Annotated in this window: 24 protein-coding genes; 16 read left to right on the top strand and 8 right to left on the bottom strand. The window is 62.4% G+C overall.

What is annotated here, in order from left to right:
- Positions 1-3 precede the first annotated feature (3 nt).
- Positions 4-945 (top strand): choline/ethanolamine kinase family protein, encoded by a 942-nt coding sequence (locus EOC93_RS17760; RefSeq protein ID WP_164759179.1) that lies wholly within the window; start codon positions 4-6, stop codon positions 943-945.
- A 92-nt stretch (positions 946-1,037) separates the two neighbouring features.
- On the opposite strand, the gene EOC93_RS17755 is transcribed toward EOC93_RS17760, so the two are convergent.
- Genes EOC93_RS17755 through EOC93_RS17745 form a run of 3 tightly spaced genes read right to left on the bottom strand, consistent with a single transcriptional unit; the run spans position 1,038 to position 4,606 of the window.
- Positions 1,038-1,862 (bottom strand): alpha/beta hydrolase, encoded by an 825-nt coding sequence (locus EOC93_RS17755; protein ID WP_126105446.1) that lies wholly within the window; start codon positions 1,860-1,862, stop codon positions 1,038-1,040.
- Between the two features lie 11 nt (positions 1,863-1,873).
- On the bottom strand, positions 1,874-3,361 hold the full coding sequence (locus tag EOC93_RS17750) for an NAD-dependent succinate-semialdehyde dehydrogenase (protein WP_126105447.1): 1,488 nt from the start codon (positions 3,359-3,361) through the stop codon (positions 1,874-1,876).
- Between the two features lie 18 nt (positions 3,362-3,379).
- A complete protein-coding gene (locus tag EOC93_RS17745; protein WP_127205260.1) occupies positions 3,380-4,606 on the bottom strand; it encodes an iron-containing alcohol dehydrogenase in 1,227 nt (408 codons plus the stop codon).
- 146 nt (positions 4,607-4,752) lie between these two features.
- Between EOC93_RS17745 and EOC93_RS17740 the strand changes: the two genes are divergently transcribed.
- Positions 4,753-5,454, top strand: a complete 702-nt coding sequence (locus EOC93_RS17740; RefSeq protein ID WP_127205259.1) for a GntR family transcriptional regulator — start codon at positions 4,753-4,755, stop codon at positions 5,452-5,454.
- Between the two features lie 180 nt (positions 5,455-5,634).
- Positions 5,635-6,228, top strand: a complete 594-nt coding sequence (locus tag EOC93_RS17735) for a DJ-1/PfpI family protein (protein ID WP_065009308.1) — start codon at positions 5,635-5,637, stop codon at positions 6,226-6,228.
- A 297-nt stretch (positions 6,229-6,525) separates the two neighbouring features.
- Here EOC93_RS17735 and EOC93_RS17730 read toward each other — a convergent pair whose 3' ends face one another.
- On the bottom strand, positions 6,526-7,452 hold the full coding sequence (locus tag EOC93_RS17730) for a LysR family transcriptional regulator (protein ID WP_095489055.1): 927 nt from the start codon (positions 7,450-7,452) through the stop codon (positions 6,526-6,528).
- A gap of 116 nt (positions 7,453-7,568) precedes the next feature.
- Between EOC93_RS17730 and EOC93_RS17725 the strand changes: the two genes are divergently transcribed.
- The 7 genes from EOC93_RS17725 to speB all read left to right on the top strand — a co-directional run bounded on the left by EOC93_RS17725 (position 7,569) and on the right by speB (position 13,425).
- The gene (locus tag EOC93_RS17725; protein ID WP_127205258.1) at positions 7,569-8,561 is read left to right on the top strand and encodes an ABC transporter substrate-binding protein; all 993 of its coding nucleotides are present in this window, start codon (positions 7,569-7,571) and stop codon (positions 8,559-8,561) included.
- Between the two features lie 122 nt (positions 8,562-8,683).
- Positions 8,684-9,424, top strand: coding sequence for an ABC transporter permease (locus tag EOC93_RS17720; RefSeq protein WP_245461484.1), 741 nt, complete (start codon positions 8,684-8,686; stop codon positions 9,422-9,424).
- A gap of 10 nt (positions 9,425-9,434) precedes the next feature.
- The gene (locus EOC93_RS17715) at positions 9,435-10,208 is read left to right on the top strand and encodes an ABC transporter ATP-binding protein (RefSeq protein ID WP_127205257.1); all 774 of its coding nucleotides are present in this window, start codon (positions 9,435-9,437) and stop codon (positions 10,206-10,208) included.
- Entirely contained in the window at positions 10,205-10,960 is a 756-nt protein-coding gene (locus EOC93_RS17710; RefSeq protein ID WP_127205256.1) for an SDR family oxidoreductase, read from the top strand. The genes EOC93_RS17715 and EOC93_RS17710 overlap by 4 nt, the downstream gene beginning before the upstream one ends.
- A complete protein-coding gene (locus EOC93_RS17705; protein WP_127205255.1) occupies positions 10,954-11,661 on the top strand; it encodes an SDR family oxidoreductase in 708 nt (235 codons plus the stop codon). The genes EOC93_RS17710 and EOC93_RS17705 overlap by 7 nt, the downstream gene beginning before the upstream one ends.
- A gap of 12 nt (positions 11,662-11,673) precedes the next feature.
- Complete coding sequence (locus EOC93_RS17700; RefSeq protein ID WP_127205254.1) at positions 11,674-12,444, top strand: creatininase; 771 nt, start codon at positions 11,674-11,676, stop codon at positions 12,442-12,444.
- A 12-nt stretch (positions 12,445-12,456) separates the two neighbouring features.
- Positions 12,457-13,425 (top strand): agmatinase, encoded by a 969-nt coding sequence (speB, locus tag EOC93_RS17695; protein ID WP_127205253.1) that lies wholly within the window; start codon positions 12,457-12,459, stop codon positions 13,423-13,425.
- 5 nt (positions 13,426-13,430) lie between these two features.
- On the opposite strand, the gene EOC93_RS17690 is transcribed toward speB, so the two are convergent.
- From EOC93_RS17690 to EOC93_RS17680, 3 genes are all read right to left on the bottom strand, one after another.
- The gene (locus EOC93_RS17690; RefSeq protein WP_127205252.1) at positions 13,431-14,954 is read right to left on the bottom strand and encodes an FGGY family carbohydrate kinase; all 1,524 of its coding nucleotides are present in this window, start codon (positions 14,952-14,954) and stop codon (positions 13,431-13,433) included.
- An 88-nt stretch (positions 14,955-15,042) separates the two neighbouring features.
- The gene (locus EOC93_RS17685; protein WP_127205251.1) at positions 15,043-15,987 is read right to left on the bottom strand and encodes a shikimate dehydrogenase; all 945 of its coding nucleotides are present in this window, start codon (positions 15,985-15,987) and stop codon (positions 15,043-15,045) included.
- 79 nt (positions 15,988-16,066) lie between these two features.
- A complete protein-coding gene (locus EOC93_RS17680) occupies positions 16,067-16,708 on the bottom strand; it encodes a glucose-6-phosphate isomerase (RefSeq protein ID WP_127205250.1) in 642 nt (213 codons plus the stop codon).
- 220 nt (positions 16,709-16,928) lie between these two features.
- Here EOC93_RS17680 and EOC93_RS17675 point away from each other — a divergent pair, with 220 nt between their 5' ends.
- The 6 genes from EOC93_RS17675 to EOC93_RS17650 all read left to right on the top strand — a co-directional run bounded on the left by EOC93_RS17675 (position 16,929) and on the right by EOC93_RS17650 (position 23,117).
- Positions 16,929-17,588, top strand: coding sequence for an orotidine 5'-phosphate decarboxylase / HUMPS family protein (locus EOC93_RS17675; RefSeq protein ID WP_127205249.1), 660 nt, complete (start codon positions 16,929-16,931; stop codon positions 17,586-17,588).
- Entirely contained in the window at positions 17,573-18,079 is a 507-nt protein-coding gene (locus EOC93_RS17670; RefSeq protein ID WP_164759178.1) for an SIS domain-containing protein, read from the top strand. The genes EOC93_RS17675 and EOC93_RS17670 overlap by 16 nt, the downstream gene beginning before the upstream one ends.
- 229 nt (positions 18,080-18,308) lie before the next feature.
- Positions 18,309-19,781, top strand: coding sequence for an extracellular solute-binding protein (locus tag EOC93_RS17665; RefSeq protein ID WP_127205247.1), 1,473 nt, complete (start codon positions 18,309-18,311; stop codon positions 19,779-19,781).
- Between the two features lie 92 nt (positions 19,782-19,873).
- On the top strand, positions 19,874-20,992 hold the full coding sequence (locus EOC93_RS17660) for a sugar ABC transporter permease (RefSeq protein ID WP_164759177.1): 1,119 nt from the start codon (positions 19,874-19,876) through the stop codon (positions 20,990-20,992).
- Complete coding sequence (locus tag EOC93_RS17655; RefSeq protein ID WP_127205245.1) at positions 20,989-22,035, top strand: carbohydrate ABC transporter permease; 1,047 nt, start codon at positions 20,989-20,991, stop codon at positions 22,033-22,035. Before EOC93_RS17660 ends, EOC93_RS17655 begins: the two co-directional genes overlap by 4 nt.
- Positions 22,036-22,040: 5 nt before the next feature.
- Entirely contained in the window at positions 22,041-23,117 is a 1,077-nt protein-coding gene (locus EOC93_RS17650; protein ID WP_127205244.1) for an ABC transporter ATP-binding protein, read from the top strand.
- Between the two features lie 6 nt (positions 23,118-23,123).
- Here EOC93_RS17650 and EOC93_RS17645 read toward each other — a convergent pair.
- Positions 23,124-24,118, bottom strand: a 995-nt coding sequence (locus EOC93_RS17645; RefSeq protein WP_127205243.1) for a tripartite tricarboxylate transporter permease, incomplete at its 5' end; no start/stop codon positions are given.

The raw sequence follows: 24,118 nt of genomic DNA, 5'->3' as shown, positions 1-24,118 counted from the left end.
TACATGATTGAGAAGCGGCCGGGCGAGGCGGTGAGCGAAGCCGAGCGGGAGATCGAGGCCGTCATCTGTGCCGTCGAACCATGGACCGGCCGCGATCTCCGCTACCGGCCGGTGCATGGCGGCATCAGCAATTCCAACTGGCGCGTTCGCATCGCGGGACAGTCAGAGAGCTATTTCGTGAAGGTTCCGGGCCGGGGCACCGAGATGTTCATCGACCGAAAAGCGGCGGCGGAGGCGAGCCGGCGCGCCCACTCGCTCGGTATCGGACCCGCGGTCTACGGCTATCTGGACGAACGCGGCGTCGAGATTGCCGATTTCATGGAGGGGCGGCGCTCCTGTACCAACCGCGATTTCCTCGACCCGGATGTACGCCGCTCGGTGCTGGGTCTCTACCGGCGCTTCAACGATTCGGGCCTGCTGTCGCTGACCAAGACGGTCTTCGACATGATCGACGAGCATGTCGATCAGGTCCGCGAGCTCGGAGGCGCGCTGCCGGCGGATTTTGCCTGGCTGCATCGCCAGTACCTTCTGGCGCGGGCGGCGCTCGAGGCTTCGGGGATCGACCTGGTTCCATGCTTCAACGATCCGATGCCCGGAAACTTCATGATCGCGCCCGACCGGTCGATGATGCTGATCGACTATGAGTATGCCGCAAACAACGACCGCTGTTACGAACTCGGCATCTGGTGCGGGGAAATGTTCTTCTCCGATGCGGTCGAGGCCGAAGTCATCGAGGAATATTTCGGCAGGTTTGACCCTCGGTTGAAGGCCCGGCTGGTCGTGCACAAGGTGCTCGCCGATGTGAAGTGGGGAACCTGGGCAATGGTGCAGAACGTCGTATCGGCGCTCGACTTCGATTTCTACAAATACGGGGCGTGGAAATATATGCGCGCGCGCTCGGTGATGCAGACCCCGCAATGGGTCGAGTATCTCAAGGCGGTCTGACGAGTGTCACGGGCGGAGCAATTCCCGGTTGGACGCAGACGGCATTGCAGTTAAGCCGCCATGGGTGATGGCCGCCATGTCTGCAGGGAGGGCTAGCGGCTGTCGTTGGCAATCAGTTTCGTCAGGCAACCACCCGCCTGGCTCCCTGGCACGCCGAGATCTCTGACACTGTCCATGTGGTTGCGGTTCGTGAGAACAAGCGACGTTACCGGCGAACCCCGCTGCAGCAGGTTCTGTTTGAATCGATCTGCTTGCTGATGGAAAGGCGGCGTCTCATTGGCTCCGACCAGAACCGTCGCCTTGGTTTGAGGATCATGCCGATAGGCAAGAGGTGTAAACATGGCGACTTCCTCATCGGTGATTCCAATCTCGTTGGCGAGAAAGGAGTTCTGGAGCGGTTTCAAATCGTAGAGCCCGCCGAGCAGAAGAGCTGCCCGCACATTCGAGGGGGTATTCTCGCTGTTGAACAGAAACGTTGAAAGATGTGCTCCGGCCGAATGACCGCTGACAGTCAGTTCTGCCGGGTTTCCGCCATGGTCGGCGATATGGGCGAGAACCCACTGCTTGGCGCGGCGCACCTGGTCGACGATCGTAGCCATTCTGACGTTGGGCATCAGAGCATAGTCGACGATGACGGCAATCGCACCCGCCTGGGTAATCGTCGTCGCGACGTATGAGTAGTCGCGCTTGGAGAACATTCTCCAGTAGCCGCCATGGATAAACATGTGCACCGGCAGGCCGCTTCTTTTGCCCGTGGGAAAGAACAGGTCGATGGTTTCGGTCTGATCCGGCCCATAGGCAACGTCCGCAGCCATTGGAATGGTTGCGCGAACGGCCTCGCTGCGGTGAACGATGTCCTGCACGATTTTGTCAAAATCCGCGACGTAGTCGCGGATGCGAAACGGATCGCTTTGCACTCTTCCTCCGCTCAGATGCTGATGGCGAGGTATTTCGCCTCCATGAACTCGGCAATGCCGTGATGCTGGCCGCCCTCGCGGCCGAGGCCGCTCTGCTTCACCCCGCCGAAGGGTGCTGCCGGATCGGACATCAAGCCGCGGTTGAGAGCGATCATCCCGGCTTCGATCTTGGATGCCACCCGCATTCCACGCGCAAGATCGCGCGTGTAGATGTAGGCGGCAAGACCGTATTCGGTGTCGTTGGCGCGCGCGATGACATCGGCTTCCGTCTCGAATCTCGAGATCGGCGCCACCGGCCCAAAAATTTCCTCATGCGCCATCTCCGCCTCGGCCGGGACGTCGCAGAGCACGGTCGGCGGATAAAAGTATCCCGTTCCCGAGCCTGCCTTGCTCCCGCACAGCACCCGCGCGCCACGGGCGACAGCATCGTTGACCAGCCGGCCGATCTTGTCGACGGCCTTCCTGGTGATCATCGGCCCGCACTCCGTGGCCGCGTCCGTGCCGGCGCCGACCTTGAGTGCCGACATCCGCCTGGCGAGGCTTTCGCCAAAGGCGTCATAAACGCCGGACTGGACATAGATGCGGTTTGCAGCCGTGCAGGCCTCGCCGGCGTTGCGCATCTTCGCCACCATCGCCCCGTCGACCGCCGCGTCGAGATCCGCGTCATCGAACACAAGGAATGGCGCGTTGCCGCCAAGTTCCATCGAACACGAAACCACGTGCTTTGCCGCCTCGGCCAGCAGAACGCGCCCGACACCCGTCGAGCCGGTAAAGGAGAGTTTCCGCACCCGCGGATCGGCCAGCATCGCGGCCGTCACAGGGCCGGGACTGGAGGTTGTCAGAACGTTCACCACACCTGGCGGAACGCCTGCTTCCTGGTAGAGCGCGGCAAGCGCGTAGGCCGTGAGCGGGGTCTCGCTGGCTGGCTTCAAAATTACCGTGCACCCGGCAGCCAAGGCGGGCGCGATCTTGCGCGTCGCCATGGCGGCAGGGAAGTTCCAGGGCGTGACAAGGACGCAGATGCCGATGGGCTCGTAATCGACCACGATCCGGTTCGTGCCGGAAGGCGCCATCCCGAATTCACCTGTGATGCGAACGGCTTCCTCGGCATTCCAGCGAAAGAATTCCGCAGCATAGGCGATCTCGCCACGTGCGTCCCGGAGTGCCTTGCCGTTTTCCAGCGAGATCAGGGTTGCCAGCGTCTCAGAACGTTGCGTCATCAGCTCGAAGCAACGTCTGAGGATTTCGGAACGCTTGCGGGGTGCCGTTGTGCGCCAGCCATCGGCGGCCTTGGCCGCAGCCTCCACGGCCGCCGCGGCATCTTCGATCGTCGCATCGGGAACGGCGGCGATCACCGCTTCCGTGGAAGGGTCCACGACCTGGATTTCCCTGCCGTCGGCGGATTGCCTCCATTGGCCGCCGATATACAAGCCGTGGGAGAATCTATGGAAGTCGGCAGTGTCCTGATCGTCCTCCAGCACCTGATGAGATATGTTCATGGCCTGCTCCTCGATTGCTCACATGACGTAGGTGGCGAGGTCGCCATCATAGGCTGCCTGGATCAGGCCCCGCATGGCTGCCAGATCGAATGGCCGCGGATTGTTCTTGATGAGACGGTCAATGCCGAGCGCCTGTTCGGCCGTCCAATCGAGCTTGTCGGCGGGAAGCCCGAGCTTGGCCAGCGAAGGCGTGATCCCGATCGCTCCAAACAGCCGGCCGATCTCGTCGATCGTCGCGTCGGCCATCTCACCGGCACTCCGGTCCCTCCCGTCGAGACCAAGGGCGAGGCCGATCTCGGCCATCTCGGCGGCCGCGGCGGCCCTGTTGTACTTCATGACATACGGCAACATGGTGGCGACACCCAGCCCGTGAGCGGTGTGGGTGAGGGCGCCGACCGGATATTGCACCGCGTGCGCCGCCGCCGTTCCGGCCGTACCGAACGCACAGCCGGCAGCAAGCGCGCCCATCATCACATCGGCCCGAGCGTCCTCGTCGGCGGGGTCGCTGTATGCCTTCTCGAGACTGCGGCCAAGCAGCTTGATCGCGAGCAGCGCAAAATGATCGGTCAGCGCGCTCTTTCCGATGAAGACATGCTGTTGCGGGAGGCTGGGGTCAGTGCCGCGCCTGACGGCGGTAAAAGCCTCGATTGCATGTGTCAGCGCGTCTGCACCCGCGATCGCCGTCAGTCCCGGGGGACATGTCATCGTCAGTTCCGGGTCGCAGATGGCGGCTGCCGCGATGAGATGCGGGCTGGAGATGCCGACCTTCAAGGCGCGATCCGGATCCGAGATCACCGCGACAGGGGTCACTTCCGAGCCGGTGCCGGCTGTCGTTGGCACCGCGATCACCGGCAGCGTCGGACTAGGCACCTTGAACTCGCCATAGTAGTCCTGGAGCAGGCCGCCGTGACTGATGAGCAATGCGGCGCATTTGGCCATGTCGAGACAACTGCCGCCTCCGATGCCGATCACCATGTCGGGCGCAAAATCCCGTGCCTCCTCGACGCAAACGGCAACTGTGTCTCGGGGAACGTCGGGCAGCACGCGGTCATGGACAAACACGTCGATCGAAGCGGCTCGCAGCGCCGCGACGATCTCCGCGAAAGGACGGGTTGCGGCAAAACGTTCGTCGGTACAGACGAGCGCACGACGCCCGAGCCTGGCCGCGACGGTCGCAATGACGTGGCGCTGTCCCTTCCCGAAGAGGATTTCACGCGGCAGCCTTACGGCAGCGAAAAGGCTCATGTTCTGCGTCCCTCGATGATGTTGGGAGTGGAAAGCGAAAGCTGGTCGAATTCGATCCAAAAGGTATCATCTATTAAATCGTATATGATATAGGATTGCATTGAGCGAAGCATCGTGTTAGCCAGTGATCCTGTCAAGAGGCAAAGATGCAGGTCACGAACTTAAGCAATGCCCGAGAAGTCGACCCGGCTAGCGGACGCATCCAGCGATCCAACAGTCTGGTGGAGGACGTGTATGAAGCGATCTTCGCGCAACTCATGTCGCTGAAGATCGCGCCTGGCTCGCGGATCACCGTCGACAGTCTGGTCAAGGAACTCGAAGTATCCCACACGCCAATCCGTGAAGCGCTTGGCCGCCTCGAAGGCGAAGGCCTTGTGCTGAAGACACATTTGATCGGCTACCGCGCCGCGCCGCAGATAACCAAGCGCCGATTTGACGAACTCTATGAGCTTCGCCTGCTGCTCGAGCCGCATGGGGCGGCCAAAGCAGCCGCATTGATGGATGAGACGAAACTTGCGGTGCTTCAGGAGTCCGCAGGGGGCATGGCGCGCCGCGAAGGCAAGGATGAACGCCTGCGTTACTCCAACTTTGCGCGGCAGGACGCCATTTTCCACGACAGGATCATGGAATTTGCAAACAATGATCTCGTGCGCCAGACTCTCGCTTTCCAGCATACGCACTTCCACATCTTTCGCCTGATGTTCCATTCGCGCGTTACCGAGGAAGCGCTCGACGAGCATGAGGCTATCCTGGCCGCCTTCGCTGCCTCCGATCCTGTTGCGGCGGAACAGGCGATGCGCCGCCATATCGAGCATTCTCGTGATCGTTTGTTGCTGGCGTTCGATTGAGACTGTCACGATGTCAGTCACCGTCCACATCGGGAGCGGCGCCGTCAAGCTGGAGGCACCGTTGACCCCGCAAGCAAACGCCCGGGAATGCCACGTCCCGGGTCCCCCTTTCTGAGACCCGCGCCGCCGGGCGAGTGCAATGCCCGCCTGACTTCCATCCACAAAACGAGGAAACCGACTATGCCAGGCAAGAAAATACTAATGTTGACCGGTGAGTTTACCGAAGAATACGAGATCTTCGTCTATCAGCAGGCGATGGAGGCCGTCGGCCACATCGTCCACGTTGTCTGTCCTGACAAGAACGCTGGAGACCTGATCAAGACGTCGCTTCACGATTTCGAAGGTGACCAAACCTACACCGAGAAGCCCGGCCACTATGCTTTGATGAACAAGACCTTTTCGGAGGCGGAGAAACAGCTCGACCAGTATCACGCCGTGTATTGCGCGGGCGGTCGTGGCCCCGAGTACATCCGCACGGATAAGCGCGTGCAGGCGATCGTCCGCCATTTCCACGAAAACAAGAAGCCGATCTTCACGATCTGCCATGGCGTACAGATCCTGATCGCGGTCGACGGCGTCGTGCGTGGCAAGAAAGTAGGTGCGCTGGCTGCCTGCGAGCCGGAAGTGACCCTCGCCGGTGGAACCTATATCGACCTGTCCCCGACTGAGGCCTATGTCGACGGAACGATGGTCTCGGCAAAGGGCTGGACCGCACTTGCCGCGTTCATCCGCGAGTGCCTGAAGGTGCTGGGAACGGAAATCCGCCACAACTGAGTCAATCCTTCCGATGCATCCCAGACGGGATGCATCGGTTCCTCCTCAGATCGTCCACGGCTCATGGCAACGCCTCCGTGCTCATGGGCAAGGCGACGAACGCATCGCTGCCGACATTGGCAACGACGCCCGCCGAAATGATCCAGACGGGGTTGTTTTGCCGCCCACGCGCATCTCGGCGATGTCGAGCGGCCCTTCCAGTAGATCGCAGCCTGCCCCAGCGGGCGGGGTTCGACGCCGGGTTGATTGATCTGGCCGAACAGACTGCTGGATTGCTCGGGCAGACCGAAATTCTTCCTATTTTGCGCCACCCTCTTTCAACGGAACCGTCCCCGATCCTCTGGTCAGTTCTCGAAGGAACGCCTGGACCAGATTTCTTGTTTCGTCTGCCCTGCGGTACGCGATCAGATGCCGCGAACTGAAGGTATAGGACCCGGGCTTGATCGCCCGCAACTCGCCGGCGTGGACCCATGACGATGCGAAATGAGCCGGCAGGAAGCCGATGAAATTCTCCGACAGGATCAGCATCAATTGTGCTTCCATGTGGATCACTGACGCGCTGGCCTTGGGATGCCCGACGAGATAGAGGTCGTCGAAATACCGATAGCTGCGTACAGAAAACCGCGCAGCGTGGATGGCGCTTTGGTCGATCCTTGAATCGGGCATTGCAAAAAGCGGGTGCCGTCGGCCGCAATAGAGAAAATGCGGCTCGCCGCAATAATCCCGGTAAACGACACCGGGCGCTTTCTGCGACAGCGGCCCGATGACGATGTCGCGGCCGCCATCAGCGACTTGCTGCTCAAGCTCGGATGGCGTGCCAAGCGATAGGTCGATGAAAACATCGGAATCAGGACCCATGAAGCGTCTGAGGGCATGCTGGATGCCCAATTCACTGCTTGTGAACACGCCATCGGACGTGCCGATCCGCAACCGGCCGGACAGGCTGCCGCTAGCTGCGCTGATGCGGTGTCCGAAATCGTCGAGATCGCGAAACAGTTTCTGCGCCGCGTCGTAGGTCGCCTGTCCGACCTCGGTCAGGCGGAACTTTTTGCGTCCGCGATGGCAGAGCTGGGCGCCGATGCGTTTCTCCAACTCCGCAAGATGCGTGCTGAGCGTCGGCTGCGACAGGTTGAGGGTGATCTGCGCGTCGGCGAAGCCGCCTGAATCGGCCAGCGCCACGAAGACGCGCAGCAGGCGGATGTCGATGTTGTCCAAACGACGCATGGCTTGTCCCTCGAACGGCGATACATCGACATTATTCGATGTAAAATTCTAAATAAACTCATTTACATCAATGCTTGAAATCGCGAGCCTGCGCGGAACAAAAATGGGGAACAATCATGAAATCGTCACTCCGCATCGCGTTGTCCGCAGCACTGGTGCTCGCCAGTTCGCAGTTCGCCTTCAGCGCCGACCAGATACGCATCCTTGCTCCGACGTGGCTGGGATTTGCACCTGTCCACATCGCCGGCGACCTGGGCTGCTTCGCCGGCAAAGACCTAGATGTCAGCATCAAGTTCGAGGATGACCTCACCAACGTCATGGCAGCGATGGCGCGCGGCGACATCGAGATGCAGATGCGCTCCGTCGGCGAATATCAGGGGCGCCCGCGCGACGCCTCCACACCGGGCATCATCATCGGCACGATCGATGAATCCGTCGGCGGCGACGGCATCATCACCGACGACCAGATCAAGACGGTGGCGGATCTCAAGGGCAAGGTCGTCGCTGCCGAACCGAACATTCCCTCACGCCTGTTGCTCCAGATGGAGCTGAAGCAGGCGGGACTGTCACTGAAGGACCTCCAGATCAAGGACATCGCAACGGCCGACACGGGCGCGGTTTTCGTCGATGACTCGATTGCCGCGATCGCGACCTATGAACCGTTCATGTCGCAGGCGCTGAAGGCCTCGACCCGTCCGGGTGCTCGCATGCTGGTCTCGTCCAAGGATCATCGCGGCATCATCATCGATGCGATCATCGTCCGCAACGATGACTTCAAGGCGAACCCGGACAAATACGCGAAGTTTCTCGGCTGCATCTACGAGGCCGTCGATTTCCTGAAGGCCGAGCCGGGAAAATTCGCCGATATGGCCTCCAAGCATTTCGGCCTGACGCCGGCTGAGGTGACCGAGATCGTCGACTCCAGCCTATCCTACACGACGCTCGCCGAATCTCTCGCCTACATGGGCAAACCGGGAGAAAAAGGCACGCTCCACAGCATCTTCGATACGGTGATGGACCTCAACCTGGAGAACGGCGCTGCCGACAACAAGCTCGTGGCGACGGACCAGATCGACAATTCGGTGATCAACAAGGTGTCGGCTAAGTAACGGCAATGGACCAGGTCCGGCGGTCCGCCTTCCGGCGGCCGCCGGCGGCCATGCCATGCCGGCATCCGGGGATAGTGATCTTGTTCAGCAGTCTGTTTGTTTTTCGCGGCCGAGCTTCGCCGATGGCGGAATCCGCCGTCAGCGTTGCGGCGGCCGCCCTGGTCGTCGCGGGTTGGGAGCTGGCGGCACGCGCGGGCATTATTGCGCCGCAGTTCCTCCCCTCACCAAGCCGCGTCGTCATCGCCTTGTGGACGATGCTGACCGAGCAGAACCTCGTCTGGCATGTCGTGGTTTCGACCACACGTGTGTGGATCGCCTTCCTGCTCGCCGCGGCCATGGCCATCCCGATCGGCATCATGATGAGCAGCTACCGGATTGTCGGAGCCGCACTCGAGCCGATGATCGATTTCATCCGCTATCTTCCGGTTCCCGCACTTGTGCCACTGTCCATCATCTGGTTCGGCGTCGGCGAGGAGACCAAAATCTTCCTGCTCTGGCTGGGCACTTTCTTCCAGCTCGTGCTTCTCGTGGCCGACGACATGCGGCGGGTACCACATGAGTTCGTCGAGGTCGCCCGCACCGTCGGCGCCAGCTCGAGGCAAGTGATGACCGATGTCGCCTTGCGCTGGATGGGGCCGACCCTGATTGACAATCTCAGGATCACGCTCGGCTGGTGCTGGACATATTTGATCATCGCCGAGATTGTCGCGGCCGATTCCGGCATCGGCTACGTGATCTGGACGGCGCGCCGCTTCGTCAAAACGCCCGAAGTAATGGCAGGCGTCGTCGTCATCGGGCTGATCGGCCTCATCACCGACCAGCTGCTTCGCCTGCTTCACCGCCGGCTCTTCCGGTATCTGTGAGGGATAGGTCATGGCGAGCGGCTACATTCAGTTCGTCGATACGGCCAAGTCCTTCGGCCCGGTCGATGTCGTGCGAAAAACCGATCTTGGTCTCGACCGCAATTCGCTGGTGGTCTTCCTAGGCCCATCGGGTTGCGGCAAGACAACCTTGATGCGGATGGTCGGCGGCCTCGACGAACCGAGTTCGGGCTCGATCGTGCTCGGCGGCGAAAAAGTTGTCGGACCGGATCGCCGGCGGGGCATGGTGTTCCAGTCCTATTCGTCGTTTCCCTGGCTGACTGTCGAGAAGAACATTGCCTTCGGCATGCGCTACAGGAAAGATATTGGCGCGGCCGAGAAGGCCGAGCGGATGCGCCATTATCTCGAATTGTTCGGGCTTGCCGACTTCGCCGGCTCCTATCCGAACCGGATTTCGGGCGGCATGCGCCAGCGCGTGGCCATAGCGCGCACGCTCGCCGCCGGTTCGGATGTGCTGTTGATGGACGAGCCTTTCGGTGCGCTCGACGCGCTGACGCGCGAGCGCCTTCAGGTCGAGCTGCGGCAGATCCAGATTCGCGAGGAAAAGACCGTCATCTTCGTCACCCACGACGTGGAAGAAGCGGTGTTCCTCGCCGACCGGATCATCCTGTTTTCGCGCCGGCCGGCCTCGGTCGTAGCCGACATCGACGTGGCGGCCCAGCTTGGCCCGCAACGGCCATTGGAAATCCGGGAAACGCAGAAATTCTTCGAGCTGCGCAACAAGGTCCTGCATCTGATCCGCAACCAGACAGGAGTGATCGCATGAGCCTGTCCTTCTACGGAAAGTCGGTCGTGATCACCGGGGCCAGCCGTGGCATCGGGCTCGGCATCGCTAAGGGTTTTGCGCAAGCCGGCGCCAGCCTGCATCTCATCGCCAACGAAGCGGCTGTGCACGAACGGGCGCGTGAATTGGGCGCCACCAGCACGGAAGCCGATATTGCCGATCGTTCGGCCGTCGCGGCAGCTTTCGAACCTGTCGCTCGCATAGACGTGCTCATCAACAATGCCGGCCTCGAACTGATGACGCCGATCACCGACAGCGGCGACGATGTCGAAGCCGCCTTCCGGCGCATCATCGAGATCAATATCATCGGCACGGCGCTCGTCACGGCGCGTGCTCTGCCGCGCATGCAGGCCGGCGGTTCGATCGTCAACACGTCATCGATCTGGGGCCGCGTTGCCGAGGCGCAGTTCGGTGCATACGTTGCCTCCAAGCACGCCATTATCGGCCTGACGAAGACTTGGGCCAAGGAACTCGGGGCCAGGGGCATCCGCGTCAATGCGGTCTGTCCCGGATGGGTTCGCACGGATGCGTCGATGCGCTCGCTCGGCCGCATGGCCGAGAGAGACGCCGTCAGCGAGGCAGCACTGCTCGAAAGCATCGTCGGTGCGCAGGCGCTGCCGGGCCTGATGGAGCCGGCCGACATCGCGGGCACCTATCTCTTCCTGGCGTCGGAACTCGCAGCCAACATCACCGGGCAGTCGCTTGGTGTCGACAGGGGAGAAGTGCCTTGGTAAGCCCGCTTCACGGAAAACGCGCGCTGGTCACTGGCGCAGCCAGCGGTATCGGCCGCGCCACCGCGCGCGCCTTGCGCGAGGCCGGGGCGACGGTTCTGGGCCTCGATCTCGAGGCGTCAGAGGGCGATATCCCGATTCTTGCCTGCGACCTCGCCAGCGAAACCGACATCATTGCCGCGGTCGGGCAGGGCAGGGAACGGATTGGCGGCTATGACATCCTCGTCAACAATGCCGGCATCCTGCAGGAAGCACCGCTTGGCGGGATTTCGCTCGATCATGTCGACCGCATGTTCGCGGTCAATGTGCGGGGCGCGATCATCGTGGCGCGGGAAGTCCTGCCGCATCTTCCCGAGGGCGGACGCATCATCAACATCGCCTCCGAGCTCGCCTATCTCGGCCGGTCGGGCGCTTCGGTCTACTGCGCGACGAAGGCGGCGTTGCTCGGCCTTACCCGCTCCTGGGCGCGCGAACTTGCGCCCCGCATCCTGGTCAACGCCGTGGCGCCCGGGCCGACCGACACGCCGCTTCTTGGCTTCGACGCGCTGACCGAGAGCCAACGCGCGCTGGAAACAACACACCCGCTGGGGCGGATCGGACGGCCGGATGAAATCGCCGCCGCGGTGGTGTTCCTGGCCGGCCCCGGCGCAACCTTTTTCACCGGACAATGCCTGGGCGCCAATGGTGGCGCGGCGATGCTTTGAGAAGAGATGATCATGAAAGACCGCGTTTTCCTGGCTGAGCTGTCGTGGCCCGAGGCTAAGGAGCGGATCGCCGCCGGCGCTCCCGTCTTCCTGCCGCTCGGCGCGACCGAACAACACGGCCACCACATGGCGATGAATGTCGATGTGGTGATCCCGACCGCTATCGCCGAAAAGGTGGCGGCGCAGGTCGGAGGGCTAGTGGCGCCGACGATCGCCTACGGCAACCGCTCGCAGCCCCGGTCAGGCGGCGGCCCAGCCTTTCCCGGTACGATCAACATCACCGCACAGACTTTCTCGCTTCTGGTCAAGGATGTGATCTGCGACCTGTATCGCCAGAAGGTCCGACGCATCGTTGTGCTCAACGGCCATTACGAGAATATCGGGCCGTCGATCGAAGGCATCGAACTGGCGCTCGACGCCATTGGCCGCGAACGTGCGACGGACCTGACGATCCTGCGCGTCGATCACTGGGACATGGTGCGCGGCGAAACGCTGGCGAAAGTGTTCCCCGACGGCTATCCCGGCATCGAGCTGGAGCATGCGAGCGTGATCGAGACGTCGATGATGCTGGCGCTGCGCCCGGAGCTCGTCGACCTCGGCAAGGCGCTGCATGACGGTCCCGCGCAATTCCAGCCCTATGACCGCTATCCCAGGCCGGCCGAGGACGTGCCGCCGTCGGGCGTCCTTTCGTTGACCGAGGGCTCGTCGGCGGAAAAGGGCCGATGGCTGCTCGACGACTGCGAGACGCGGCTCGCCAACATCGTCAAACGTGAATTCTTCTGAGGTGACGAGAACATGAACAGCAATTTCTTCCAGCCGGTCGACGCCGCCGCAGTTCCCCGCTTCGCCGGGCTTTCGACCTTCATGAGACTGCCCGCCGTGGCAAGTGCCGAGGGGCTGGATATCGCACTCGTCGGTATACCGTGGGATGGCGGTACGACCAACCGCGCCGGCGCGCGCCATGGTCCGCGCGAGATCCGGAACCAGTCGAGCCTGATGCGGCGGGCCCATCACGTCTCGGGAACCGAGCCGTTCAGCATCGCCAACGTTGCCGATGTCGGCGATCTGTCGGTCAATCCGATCAATCTCCTGGACGGTCTGAAGCGCATCGAGGACGGCATCGCAGCGATTGTCGCAGCGGGCGCCATTCCGCTTGCTGCCGGCGGCGATCATCTGACGACGCTGCCGGTGCTGCGTGCGGTCGCGCGCGATGCGCCGGTCGGCATGATCCATTTCGACGCGCATTCCGATACCAACGACCGCTATTTCGGCGACAATCCCTACACGCATGGCACACCCTTCCGGCGGGCCATCGAAGAGGGCCTGCTCGATCCCAAACGTGTCGTCCAGATCGGCATCCGCGGTTCAATCTACGAGCCCAGCGAGCACGATTGGGCGGTCGCTCAGGGCATCCGCATCATTTACATGGAGGAATTTGTCCGGCGCGGCGCGGCCAGCGTTATGGAAGAGGCACGCGGCATTGTCGGCAGCGGTCCTACCTATGTGACCTTCGACATCGACTGCATCGACCCCTCGATGGCGCCCGGCACCGGCACCCCCGAGCTTGGCGGCTTCACCACCCGCGAAGCGCAGGAAATGGTCCGCCTTCTCGACACGGTGGCCATAGTCGGAGCTGATGTCGTGGAAGTGGCACCGCCGTTCGATCTTGGCGGGATGACGGCGCTGGCGGGGGCAACGATGATGTTCGAACTGCTGTGCGTGATTGCCAAGTCCGTCGCTGCAGGCAGGGTTCGGCTGGCCTGAGAAGGTCACGGCTGCGTCGGCCGCGTGGCGGCCGCCAGGGCGTCCATGTCGTCGTAGAGCGCCTGGCTGTGGTGGTAGAGCCGGTCGAAAACCGGTTGGGTGCGCCTGTAGGTCTCGGCCCATCTGGGGTCCGGCAGGATTTCGGCGCCGTAGCTCACGAAACGCTCGGCCGCCTGCTCGACGCGCGCGAAGCGGCCGGTCGCCGTCGCGGCCATCGCGGCACAGCCGACAATGCCGCATTCGGGCTCCCGCGGAACCAGGATCGGAATGTTGAAGGCACTCGCCTTGATCTTCAGCCAGAGTTCAGTGCGCGCGCCGCCACCCGCGGCGATAACGCGCTCCAGCGGCTTGTTTGACGCGTGTTCCATGATGCGGATGTGACGCGTCATGGCAAAGGCGACGCCTTCCAGGATCGAGCGGTGCAGATGCTCCATGCCATGCGCGGCGCCCAATCCGAAGAACTGTGCGCGGGCGTTGCGATGACGCCCCAGGCGCTCGCCGGTGAGAAAGGGCATAAAGAGCAATGCGTCGCAACCGGCAGGTGCCTCGGCAGCGTGGGCGACGATCTCGTCATAGGACAGCGCGTTGCCGTGGAAGGCGCGGCGTGCCCAGCGCATGCCGTCGCCGCCCGTCTCCAGCAGCACGAACTGCGCCCAGTTGCCTTCGATCGTCGCAACGTTCGAGATCTCCGGGTCAAGCAGCGGCTTCTCCGCGACCGCCGTGATGATGGCGCCCGTGCCGGTGCTGTCGGAACCCATTCCCGGCCGACAAGCGCCTGAACCGAGCAGTGCCACCGGATAGTCGGCACCGCCGACCAGGACGGGGGTTCCAGACTTCAGGCCCGTGTCGCGCGCCGCCTGTTTGGTGACGTGGCCGACGACATCCAGCGGGTTGCGGATCGGCGGCAGCTTGGCGGCGTCCAGACCCATGCGCTCGATCATCACCGGCGACCAGTCGAGCCGCTCTGGGTTCATGAGGAAGCTACAGGAGGCGTCGCCAGTATCCATGGCAATCTCGCCGGTCAGCCGGTAGTTGATGTAATCCTTCGGCATGATGGCGACTGCGCTGCGGGCGTATGCGGCGGGATCGTTGTCTCGGACCCATTGCAGTTTGAAGCCCGGCCATGCGGGGGTCGGCGTGTTGCCGCTTTCAGGCAGGTAGCTGTCCGGCTCATTTTCTTCTTCGAAGCGACGTACGAGATCAACGGAGCGCTTGTCGTTCCAGAGCGGTGCGGTCTCGCGGGTCAGCGCTCCGTGCGCGTCGAGCAGGACCAGCCCGTGCATCTGCCCGCAGACGCAGATGGCGGAGATGCGTTCGCGGGCGCCATCGACGCGGTCCAGCACCGTTTTGACGCTCGTTCGCGCACCCTCCCACCAGTCGACCGGCCGCTGTTCGGCCCAGCCGAACTCCGGCACGATCTGGTCGTGCTCTCGCGACGCAAGTTCGAGGATCTTGCCGCTGACATCGACCAGTGCGGCGCGGACGCTGCCGGTGCCGACATCGATGGCGAGGAAAAGCTCGCCGTTCATTTCGACACGGTTCTGAGATGGGCAAGCATGTGATCCTCTGTCTATTGGTCAGAGCGAGCGCGGCGTGGCGAGAATGCGTTCCATGGCATCAGCCCTTCGCCGCTTCGATAGCGATGCGCGAAATCTCGTCGAAATCCCGCCCCGACACCGGGATCGGGATGTCGAAGACTTCTGCGATCACCTGCGTCCAGCCATGCAGGAAATACGTCCAACCGTCCTCGATCTGCAACTGCTGTCTGGCCTGCTGCCGCCTTGCCTGGTCAAGGAAGATCAGGTCGCCACGATAATTGAGATCCCAGGCTATGCCGCGCTTGGGGAACACGCCGTCATCGGTGATCGGCGAGCCTGGGGCGTCCTTGCCAAGTCCCGTCGCGTTGATCACCAGCGAGCCGGGTTTCAGCGCCGCCAACGTCTTGTCGTTGATCTCGGGCCGGTCGGCGAGGACATACTCGATCTCGATCGTCGGCATCATGTCTTTGTGGATGCGCTCGATTTCGTCGAGACGCGGCTGCGAACGGTCGGTGACAATGATGCGCGAAGGCACGTCGGCGCGCTTGCGCATCAGGTGCCAGGTGATCGCAATCGTCGATCCGCCGGCGCCCATGGACAGGACTTCTGCATCGGTGTCCGCGAAGTATCCCGCCGGGATGAAACCATCGATCGCAAGGCCCGAAGAGATCGGATCCTTGGCATGGCAGATGAGTTTGCCGCCCCGCTTTGATAGGCAGCTGGTCTCGTGCATCAGGCGAGCATGCGGATCGATGACGTCGAACAGGTCGCGCGCCGCGTTGAAGAGATCGATCTTATGCGTGGTGACGAGCGCGCCGAGCGACAGCGGGTCGGATTTTATGAAGGAGACGACCTCACGGTAGGCCTCCGGATCGGCATGAAGTGGAAAGTCGATGCCCTTGAGAACCGCATCCTTCAGCCGGAGGTGGCGCGCCCATGCGGGGAAAACCCGTATGATCGAACTGCTCGTCGTCGTGACGCCGATAAAATAGAACGTCGGCTGGGTAGCCGGCCGGCGGCTCATTTGCCGATCTCCCGGATTTCGCTCGTGCGCAGCGCAAAAGCAGCAGTGCGAAGTGAAGCAGCGATCTCGAAGGAAGCCTTCATGCCGGCACCGTGCGGGATTGTTGCCCATAGAGGGCGGAGATCAGCTTCGCATCACGCGGTCGCCAATCCGGATTGTCGACTTCCTTCCAGCCTCCATCGCCGGCGACCACGCGCGAGCGCATGCCTCCCGATCTTGCGATGATCTCGTAGTCCTGCCCTGAATCGGCGGGGTAGCAGAACAGCATCACCAGATCGTCTTCCCCAACATTGATCGAGCGGTGGACCCAGAAAGGGGGGACGTAACAGACGGTCTGGGCTTCGACGGGCAGGATCCGGACCTCGCCCTCCGGCGATTCCATCAGCATGAGGCCGTGCCCCTTCTGGCCATAGTAGATCTCGGGCCGGTCGGCCTGCTTGTGGATGTGACCGCGTGTCATGAAATACTCGTCGCCGACCTTGCCAGGCGCCATGCGCGTGACGCCGAAAATCAGATCGCCCGACTGCTCGGTCGGCCGGAACTCGGAGACCTCGTAGACGATGCGCTCGCCCCATGCCGCGCGCATGGCCTCGAAGGCGGCGGCGTCCGCATAGAGCCCATCCAGATCGCGGAAGCGTTTCTGGTAGTTGCCGGTTGCATTTCCCATCGCGCCGGTCGACAGATCGACCTTGCATCCGGTCGGCTCAAACAATCTGGTCAAGGGACTACCTCATATTGCTTTGCTGTGGTGGCGGCGCTGATCTGGCCGGCTCCTGCTTTCGACAAGAACCACACTTGCTTTGCAGGGCACGATTTGCTCTCCCTATGCGGACCAGCTTGGAGGTTGCTGGATTATGGCAGATTTCGACTACGAGGCACACGACAGTAGGTTGGGCGTTGTCGTCATGCCGCACCCGCCGCCTTAATTCGAGAGAACCGCCTTGCTCCTCCAAGTCGCCTTCGACAAGCCTGAACACCTGGCCCTGCTCCCGCAGATGAAGGCGTTCGCCGACATTATCGAGATCGGCACGCCGTTGCTGAAACGCCTTGGCCTCTCCGCCATCACCACGGCGCGCGAGCTCTGCCCGGACGTCATGGTGTTGGCTGATACCAAAACCGTCGACGGCGGCCAGCTCGAGGCCGATATGGTATTCGGCGCCGGTGCCGCGTTCATGACGGTGCTGTCGTGTGCTTCGTCCGCCACGCATGACGCGGTGGGAAGACGTGCCGCCGCCTTCGGCGCGACGGTCATCGTCGACACCATCACCGAGACGGGCAAGGCAGAATTGCTTCCTTTGAATGCTGTCTTCCCCGAAAGCTTCGGCTATGTCGCGGTCCACTCGCCAACCGACGCGCGGCTGGCGGGCAACACCTCCACCTCACATATCGACGCCGTGAAAAAGATGCACGATCGCGGCTTTCTGGTTTCGCTCGCCGGCGGGATCGGCCCCGACACGCTGGAAGCGGTGATCGCAGTCGAGCCGGAAATCCTCGTGGTCGGCAGCGCCATCACAGAATCCGCAAGCCCGAAAGAGATAGCACGATGGATTCGCGACAGATTGCCCAATCCAGGCCGTGGCTGGCCGTGGGACAGGAGATAACCGACCTTCTTGGCCGGATCGACGTCGACGCCTTTGCAAGGCTGGTGCAGGCGTTCGATGACCCCGATCAGCGATGGTTCTTTTCCGGGCAGGGACGCTCCGGCCTTGTCGCGCAGATGGGCGCGATGCGGTTCATGCATCTTGGCCGAACGGTGCATTTTGTCGGTGAGGTATCGGCGCCCTCGATACGCAGGGGCGATGCGCTGCTGATCGTCTCCGGCTCTGGGGAGACGCCGGTCAGCACAGGCTTTGCCCGCATCGCCAAGGCGGAGGGTGCCAAGGTCGTTACGCTGACGCATGAGCCGGCGGGGACCCTGGCCGGCATTGCCGACGTCACGCTGCATGTCCCTGTCGGGGAATCGAAACAGTTTGGCGGCAGCCTGTTCGAGCAATCCTGCCTCGTCCTGCTCGACAGCGTTGTGCTCGGCCTGGCGCAGCAGATACCCGACGCGCACAAGCTGATGTTGTTCCGCCACACTAATTTGCAATGACTGGGCACCCCGGGCACGCCCGAGGGCATGCTTTTGAGCGACATGCATCAGCTGGAAGCCCGGCTGGGCACCTCATCTTCCGTTGCGGCAAGGCACTGGACTCGCTGTGCGATGCCGATATTGTACTTGAGGAGCGTTGGTGCCGTGCTCTGGCGACGGCAACCGACGGGGAGGATGCCGACGGCTTGGTCCGCAGGAACAGGTCCCGGTCAATATGGGAGGAAGTCTGATGAGAATTGGGGTCTTTCTGGCCGGCGTTTCGGCTTTTGCCGCGCTGGTTGGCGCACCTGCCTTTGCGCAGGACAAACCGTTTGCGGGCGTTACCGTGAACGTCATTACGCAGACCGGGGCGATTCAGGAGCCGCTACAGAGGCGCGCGCCCGAGTTCGAAGCGCTCACCGGCGCCAAGATCAATGTCATCGCGGTGCCTTTCTCGGATCTCTATCAAAAGATACTCACCGACTGGGCGAGCGGCACCAACTCGGTCGATGCCGGGGTGTTCGCCCCGCAATGGATGGTCGACTACATTGCCGGCGGCTACCTCGAGGACCTGACGCCGCGGGTCGAGGCCGACAAGGACATCCAGCAGGACGATGTGGGCGCGTTCTTCCGAGACTTCTCCGAGAAGTACAGCGGCAAGACCTACATGATCACGCTCGATGGCGACTTCCACATGATGTACTACCGCAAGGACGTGCTGGAAGCGGCCGGCCTGGCGGTGCCGAAAACTTGGGACGAATATCTCGAGGTCGCCAAGGCCACGCATGGCAAGGACATGAGCGGCGATGGCACGCCGGATTTCGGCTCGTGCATCGCCAAGAAGCGCAACGCGCAGAGCTATTGGTTCGTCACCGATGTGGTCGGCTCGATGACCCAGTCCAAGGGAACCAGCCAGGGCACCTTCTTCAACACCAAGGACATGACGCCGCTCGTCAACAACGACGCCTTCCGCAAGGCGCTCGACTTCCTGTCTGAATCGACCAAATACGGCCCGCCGGACGAGCTGAATCTCGATGTCAGCGATACAAGGCCGCTCTTCGCTTCCGGCCGCTGCGCGCTGAACCTCGACTGGGGCGATGTAGGCACGATCTCGATCGATCCGGCCCAGTCCAAGGTGATGGGCAAATGGGGCGCGGCGATCATGCCCGGATCCAAGGAGGTCCTGAACTGGGACACCGGCAAGCTAGAGGCTTGCACGGCAGAAAACTGCCCGCACGCGATCGACGGCGTGAACCATGCACCCTTCGCAGCTTTTGGCGGCTGGGGCGGCGGCATCAACGCGGCGGCCGATCCGAAGGTAAAGGACGCCGCCTACGCCTACTTCTCGTTCATGACGCAGCCGGCACAGTCGAACGCCGACGTGACCGTCGGCGGCACCGGCTTCAACCCGTATCGCACTTCGCAGCTCAGCTACAGCGACCTTTGGAAGAAGGCCAACATGAGCGAGGATGAGGCCAAAGTGTACCTGGGCGCGATCAACGACAGCATGAGCAGCCCGAACATGATCCTCGACCTGCGCATCCCACAAAATCAGAAATACCAGCAGGTCGTGCTCGACGAAGCGGTCTCGCGCTTCCTTGCCGGCGAAATCGACAAGGAAGCGACGGTTTCGGCGGTCGAGGAAGGCTGGAATGAGCTGAACGACGAGATTGGCAAAGACAAGCAGCTCGAACTTTACAAGGCGACTATCGGCGCCAAATAGGTGGCCAAGCAATCGACCCGGCGTGGCATCGGTCCGCGCCGGGTCTCATGCCTGCCCCACATTCCCGGGTTATGATGACCGCAACCGACACTATGCCAGAAGCTGCCGACCGCCGCAGCTGGGCCGAATGGCTGGACGGTCACTCGGGCCGGATCATGGTGCTGCCAGCCGTCGTCGTGCTTCTGTGCTTCGCGATTTTTCCGCTCATCATCTCGGCCTATCTCGCGCTTTCGCGCTTTGCGCTCGCGCCGGGCGGATTCACGCTGAAATTCATCGGACTTGTGAACTTCCGCAAGCTGCTGGTCGGCTCGCAGCAGTATCACTTGCTCGGCAAATTCGGCACGTTCGGTTTTGTCCAATCCGCTTTGCTGGCGTTGGTCGCGGCAGGGCTGCTTTTTCTTCTCGCCCGCTATCTCTGGCGTGGCAGGCCGACCATCGCCGGCGTGATTGGTCGCCTTCTCACGACGGCAATGGCTATGGGCCTGGCGGTTCTCGCGCTGGCCACCATGGCACCGGGCGGCGTGCCGGGAACTGTCGTCAACACGCTTCTCTACGTGTTCGTCGGTGTGTCCGTGCAGTTCGCACTGGGGCTGGGCCTCGCGCTCCTCTGCGGCCAGCCAATTCGCGGCAGGAATTTCTTTCGCGTCCTCTTCTTCATCCCGCTGATGGTGACCCCGGTTGGCATCGCCTACACGTTTCGCATGCTCGCCGACATGCAGAAGGGCCCCTTCGCCCCGATCGTGCGCGCTTTCGGCATCAGCGAGTGGTCGTGGGCCACAGAGGCCTGGTCGGCGCGGCTGATGGTGTTGGTCGGCGATACCTGGCAGTGGACGCCGTTCATGTTCATCGTGCTGCTGGCGGCCGTTGAGAACCAGCCGCGCGACCAGGTCGAGGCGGCGCGGCTCGACGGAGCCAACGGCTTCCAGATTTTTCGCGACATTACCTGGCCGGCGATCGCGCCGATTGCCGCTACCGTCGTGCTGATCCGGCTCATCGAGGCTTTCAAGATCGTCGATCTGCCGAACGTGCTCACCGGCGGCGGTCCCGGCCTGGCGACGGAATCGATGACGCTCCACTCCTTCATTTCCTGGCGTACCCAGGATCTCGGCGGCTCGGCCGCTGTCGGTTACATGCTCCTCTTCATCTCGACCATCGTATGCGTCTCGTTCTTCAATTTTGTGGTCCGGCCGGCGCGCCGGTTCGAAGCATGAGCGCCGAGCCGCGCTCGCTGGCGCGCCGGCTGTTCGAGCCGGCCTCGATCGACAGCCAGGCACCGGTCGCCAGGATCGTGACCTATGCGCTGCTGTTCCTGTGGACGCTCGTTGTGGTGATTCCTCTGTACTGGGTGTTCATCACATCCTTCAAGGGGCCGGGGGAGGTCGACAATGGGCCGTTCTATCTCCCGTTCGTCGACTTTGCCCCCTCGCTGCAGGCATGGGACTTCATGCTCGTGCAGAATTACACGCTGCGCCCTTACATGAATTCGGTCGTTGTCGCGGTGGCGAGCACGCTGCTCGCAGTCCTGATCGGCTCGCTGGCGGCCTACGCGCTCGTGCGTATCCGCTTCCAGGTGAAGCTCGTCGCCGTTGCGCTCTTCTTGATCCTCCTCACCGCAATCATCGTCGCGGTGGCCACTTTCGGCGTGCAGTGGGAGATCGCCGTTGCCGTGGCAGCCGCTCTCTTCATCATCGCGCTGTTCACGCTTGTTGGACGCACGAGGCTTGCTGTCGGCAACAACGACATTGAATTCTGGATCATCTCCAACCGCATCATGCCGCCGATCGTCGCCGTGTTGCCGATCTACGTGATGTTCCAGCAGATGCGCCTGCTTGACACACAGGTGGCGCTGATCGCCACCTACACCGCCATCAACCTGCCGATCGTCGTGTGGCTGACTCGCGATTTCTTCGCCGGCATCCCGCTCGACCTTGAGGAGAGCGCACAGATAGACGGGGCCTCCAAGTTCCGCGTTTTCTTCACCATCGCGCTGCCGCTGGTGCGATCCGGCTTGGTCGCGACCTTTCTGCTGGTGCTGATCCTTGCCTGGAACGAGTATCTGCTGGCCCTCTTCCTTTCCAATGCCGACGCGCAGACGATGCCGGTGCTGGTATCGGCACAGAACACGACGCGCGGGCCGCAATGGTGGAACATGTCGGTCTTGATCACCGTGATGATCGCCCCCGTGATCGTCATCTCGAGCATCCTGCAGAAGCACATTGCGCGCGGGCTGCTGGTCGGCGCAGTGAAGGGCTAGTCGATATGCGGGTCACCCTGTCCGATATCTACAAGTCCTTCGGCGCGGTCGAGGTGGTCAAAGGGCTCGACCTGGAGATCCAGGACGGCGAGTTCCTGGTGCTGCTCGGCCCCTCGGGCTGCGGCAAGACGACGGCGCTGCGCATGGTCGCCGGGCTTGAATCGGTGAGTTCCGGCCGCGTCCTCATCGGCGACCGCGACGTCACCCATGTGCTGCCCAAGTATCGCGACGTGGCGATGGTGTTCCAGTCCTACGCGCTCTATCCGCATATGACCGTTGCGGAGAACATCGCATATCCGCTGAAGCTGCGGGGCGTGCCGCGCACTGAACGCGACGCCTCCGTCCGCAGCGCCGCCGTCAAGGTCCACCTCGAGGAGTTCCTCGACCGCTATCCACGGCAGCTTTCCGGCGGTCAGCGGCAGCGCATCGCGCTTGCCCGCGCCATGGTGCGGCGGCCGAGCGTCTTCCTGATGGACGAGCCGCTCTCCAATCTCGACGCCAAGCTGCGCGGCCACATGCGCTCGGAGCTGAAGCGCCTGCAGGCTGATCTGGGCGTGACGACGATCTACGTCACCCACGATCAGATCGAGGCCATGACCTTGGCTCACCGTGTTGCCATCATGAACCGTGGCGTTGTGCAGCAGATCGCGACACCCCGACAGATCTACGACGATCCGGCGAACCTGTTCGTCGCTGGCTTCATCGGCTCACCGCCGATGAATTTTCTCCATGGCGAGCTGGTCGAGGGTACCTTCGTGTGTGCGGAAGGACGATTTGCGACCAGCGTTGCCGAGAGCCGGAAAAAGGTCACTGCCGGCCTTCGGCCCGAGGATTGCCGGGTCACGGGCCCATCGGAGGGCAAGATTGCGGCACGGGTCTACGCTGTGGAACTGATCGGCGATCATACCTTGATCACCTGCCAATTCGGTGGGGCCACCGTAACCGTCAAGGCCGATAAATCGGCGCACTACGACATGGATGAGCCGATCGGCATCACCTTCCAGGACACCGCCGTCTTTCTGTTCGATTCGGAAACCGGGGGCCGCATCGGCGGCCGCGTCCGTGGACAGGCAGCCGCGTGACGTTCGCTAATTCTCCTCCACGAACACCTCTTCGCGCTTCTTCTTGACCGCCGGCAGGAAGACGATGACGAGCACGGCGAGCGCGATGAAGAGCAGGCCGGCGCTGATCGGCCTGGTGAGGAAGGTGCTCGGGTCGCCGCGCGCGAGAATCATGGCGCGGCGCAGGTTTTCCTCGAGCAGCGGGCCAAGCACGAAGCCGAGCAGCAGCGGCGCGGGCTCGCAGCGCAGCTTGGTCAGCAGGTAGCCGAGGAAGCCGAAGAACGCGACGGCGTAGAGGTCGTAGATGTTGGTGTTGACGCTGTAAACACCGATCGAGCAGAACGCCATGATGATCGGGAAGAGCACGTAATAGGGAATCGTCAGGAGTTTTACCCAAAGCCCGATCAGTGGCAAGTTCAAGACGATCAGCATCAGATTGCCGATCCACATCGAGGCGATGATGCCCCAAAATAGCGCCGGCTGTTCGATCGCGACATTGGGACCGGGCACGATGCCCTGGATGATCATCGCGCCGATCATCAGCGCCATGACCGGGTTGGCCGGAATGCCGAGCGTCAGCATTGGAATGAAGGAGGTCTGCGCGCCGGCATTGTTGGCCGATTCCGGTCCGGCGACGCCTTCGATGGCGCCCTTGCCGAATTCCCCGGGGTTTTTCGATACGCGCTTTTCGACCGTGTAGGAGGCAAACGCTGCAAGGATCGCGCCGCCTCCCGGCAGGATGCCGAGCGCCGAACCGATGATCGTGCCGCGCACGATGGGCGCCGCCATACGCCGAAAGTCCTCGCGGGTCGGCATAAGGCCGGAGACGCTTCGGATCATCACGGAGCGCTCGTGCTCGTTTTCGAGGTTGCGCAGTATCTCGGCGACGCCGAAGACGCCGACCGCCACCGCGACGAAATTCAGCCCGTCGGCATATTCGCGGATGCCAAGCGTGAAGCGCGGTGTGCCGGTGTAGATGTCGGTGCCGACAATGCCGAGCAGCAGGCCGAGCACGACCATCG

Origin of the sequence: Mesorhizobium sp. M6A.T.Ce.TU.002.03.1.1 (assembly GCF_003997275.1) — a bacterium.
Lineage (GTDB): Bacteria > Pseudomonadota > Alphaproteobacteria > Rhizobiales > Rhizobiaceae > Mesorhizobium > Mesorhizobium mediterraneum.
Note: the sequence above shows the minus strand (reverse complement) of the source record. Positions and strands in the feature narration are given on the sequence as shown.

Bases quoted from the DNA above. Each gene is read 5' to 3' on its own strand.
- EOC93_RS17650 (WP_127205244.1), top strand. From the start codon at position 22,041: ATGCGGGTCACCCTGTCCGATATCTACAAGTCCTTCGGCGCGGTCGAG.
- EOC93_RS17660 (WP_164759177.1), top strand. From the start codon at position 19,874: ATGCCAGAAGCTGCCGACCGCCGCAGCTGGGCCGAATGGCTGGACGGT.
- EOC93_RS17750 (WP_126105447.1), bottom strand. From the start codon at position 3,361: ATGAACATATCTCATCAGGTGCTGGAGGACGATCAGGACACTGCCGAC.
- EOC93_RS17720 (WP_245461484.1), top strand. From the start codon at position 8,684: ATGGCGGAATCCGCCGTCAGCGTTGCGGCGGCCGCCCTGGTCGTCGCG.
- EOC93_RS17700 (WP_127205254.1), top strand. From the start codon at position 11,674: ATGAAAGACCGCGTTTTCCTGGCTGAGCTGTCGTGGCCCGAGGCTAAG.
- EOC93_RS17690 (WP_127205252.1), bottom strand. From the start codon at position 14,954: ATGAACGGCGAGCTTTTCCTCGCCATCGATGTCGGCACCGGCAGCGTC.
- speB (WP_127205253.1), top strand. From the start codon at position 12,457: ATGAACAGCAATTTCTTCCAGCCGGTCGACGCCGCCGCAGTTCCCCGC.
- EOC93_RS17710 (WP_127205256.1), top strand. From the start codon at position 10,205: ATGAGCCTGTCCTTCTACGGAAAGTCGGTCGTGATCACCGGGGCCAGC.
- EOC93_RS17715 (WP_127205257.1), top strand. From the start codon at position 9,435: ATGGCGAGCGGCTACATTCAGTTCGTCGATACGGCCAAGTCCTTCGGC.
- EOC93_RS17655 (WP_127205245.1), top strand. From the start codon at position 20,989: ATGAGCGCCGAGCCGCGCTCGCTGGCGCGCCGGCTGTTCGAGCCGGCC.
- EOC93_RS17685 (WP_127205251.1), bottom strand. From the start codon at position 15,987: ATGAGCCGCCGGCCGGCTACCCAGCCGACGTTCTATTTTATCGGCGTC.
- EOC93_RS17735 (WP_065009308.1), top strand. From the start codon at position 5,635: ATGCCAGGCAAGAAAATACTAATGTTGACCGGTGAGTTTACCGAAGAA.
- EOC93_RS17760 (WP_164759179.1), top strand. From the start codon at position 4: ATGATTGAGAAGCGGCCGGGCGAGGCGGTGAGCGAAGCCGAGCGGGAG.
- EOC93_RS17745 (WP_127205260.1), bottom strand. From the start codon at position 4,606: ATGAGCCTTTTCGCTGCCGTAAGGCTGCCGCGTGAAATCCTCTTCGGG.
- EOC93_RS17740 (WP_127205259.1), top strand. From the start codon at position 4,753: ATGCAGGTCACGAACTTAAGCAATGCCCGAGAAGTCGACCCGGCTAGC.
- EOC93_RS17665 (WP_127205247.1), top strand. From the start codon at position 18,309: ATGAGAATTGGGGTCTTTCTGGCCGGCGTTTCGGCTTTTGCCGCGCTG.
- EOC93_RS17725 (WP_127205258.1), top strand. From the start codon at position 7,569: ATGAAATCGTCACTCCGCATCGCGTTGTCCGCAGCACTGGTGCTCGCC.
- EOC93_RS17730 (WP_095489055.1), bottom strand. From the start codon at position 7,452: ATGCGTCGTTTGGACAACATCGACATCCGCCTGCTGCGCGTCTTCGTG.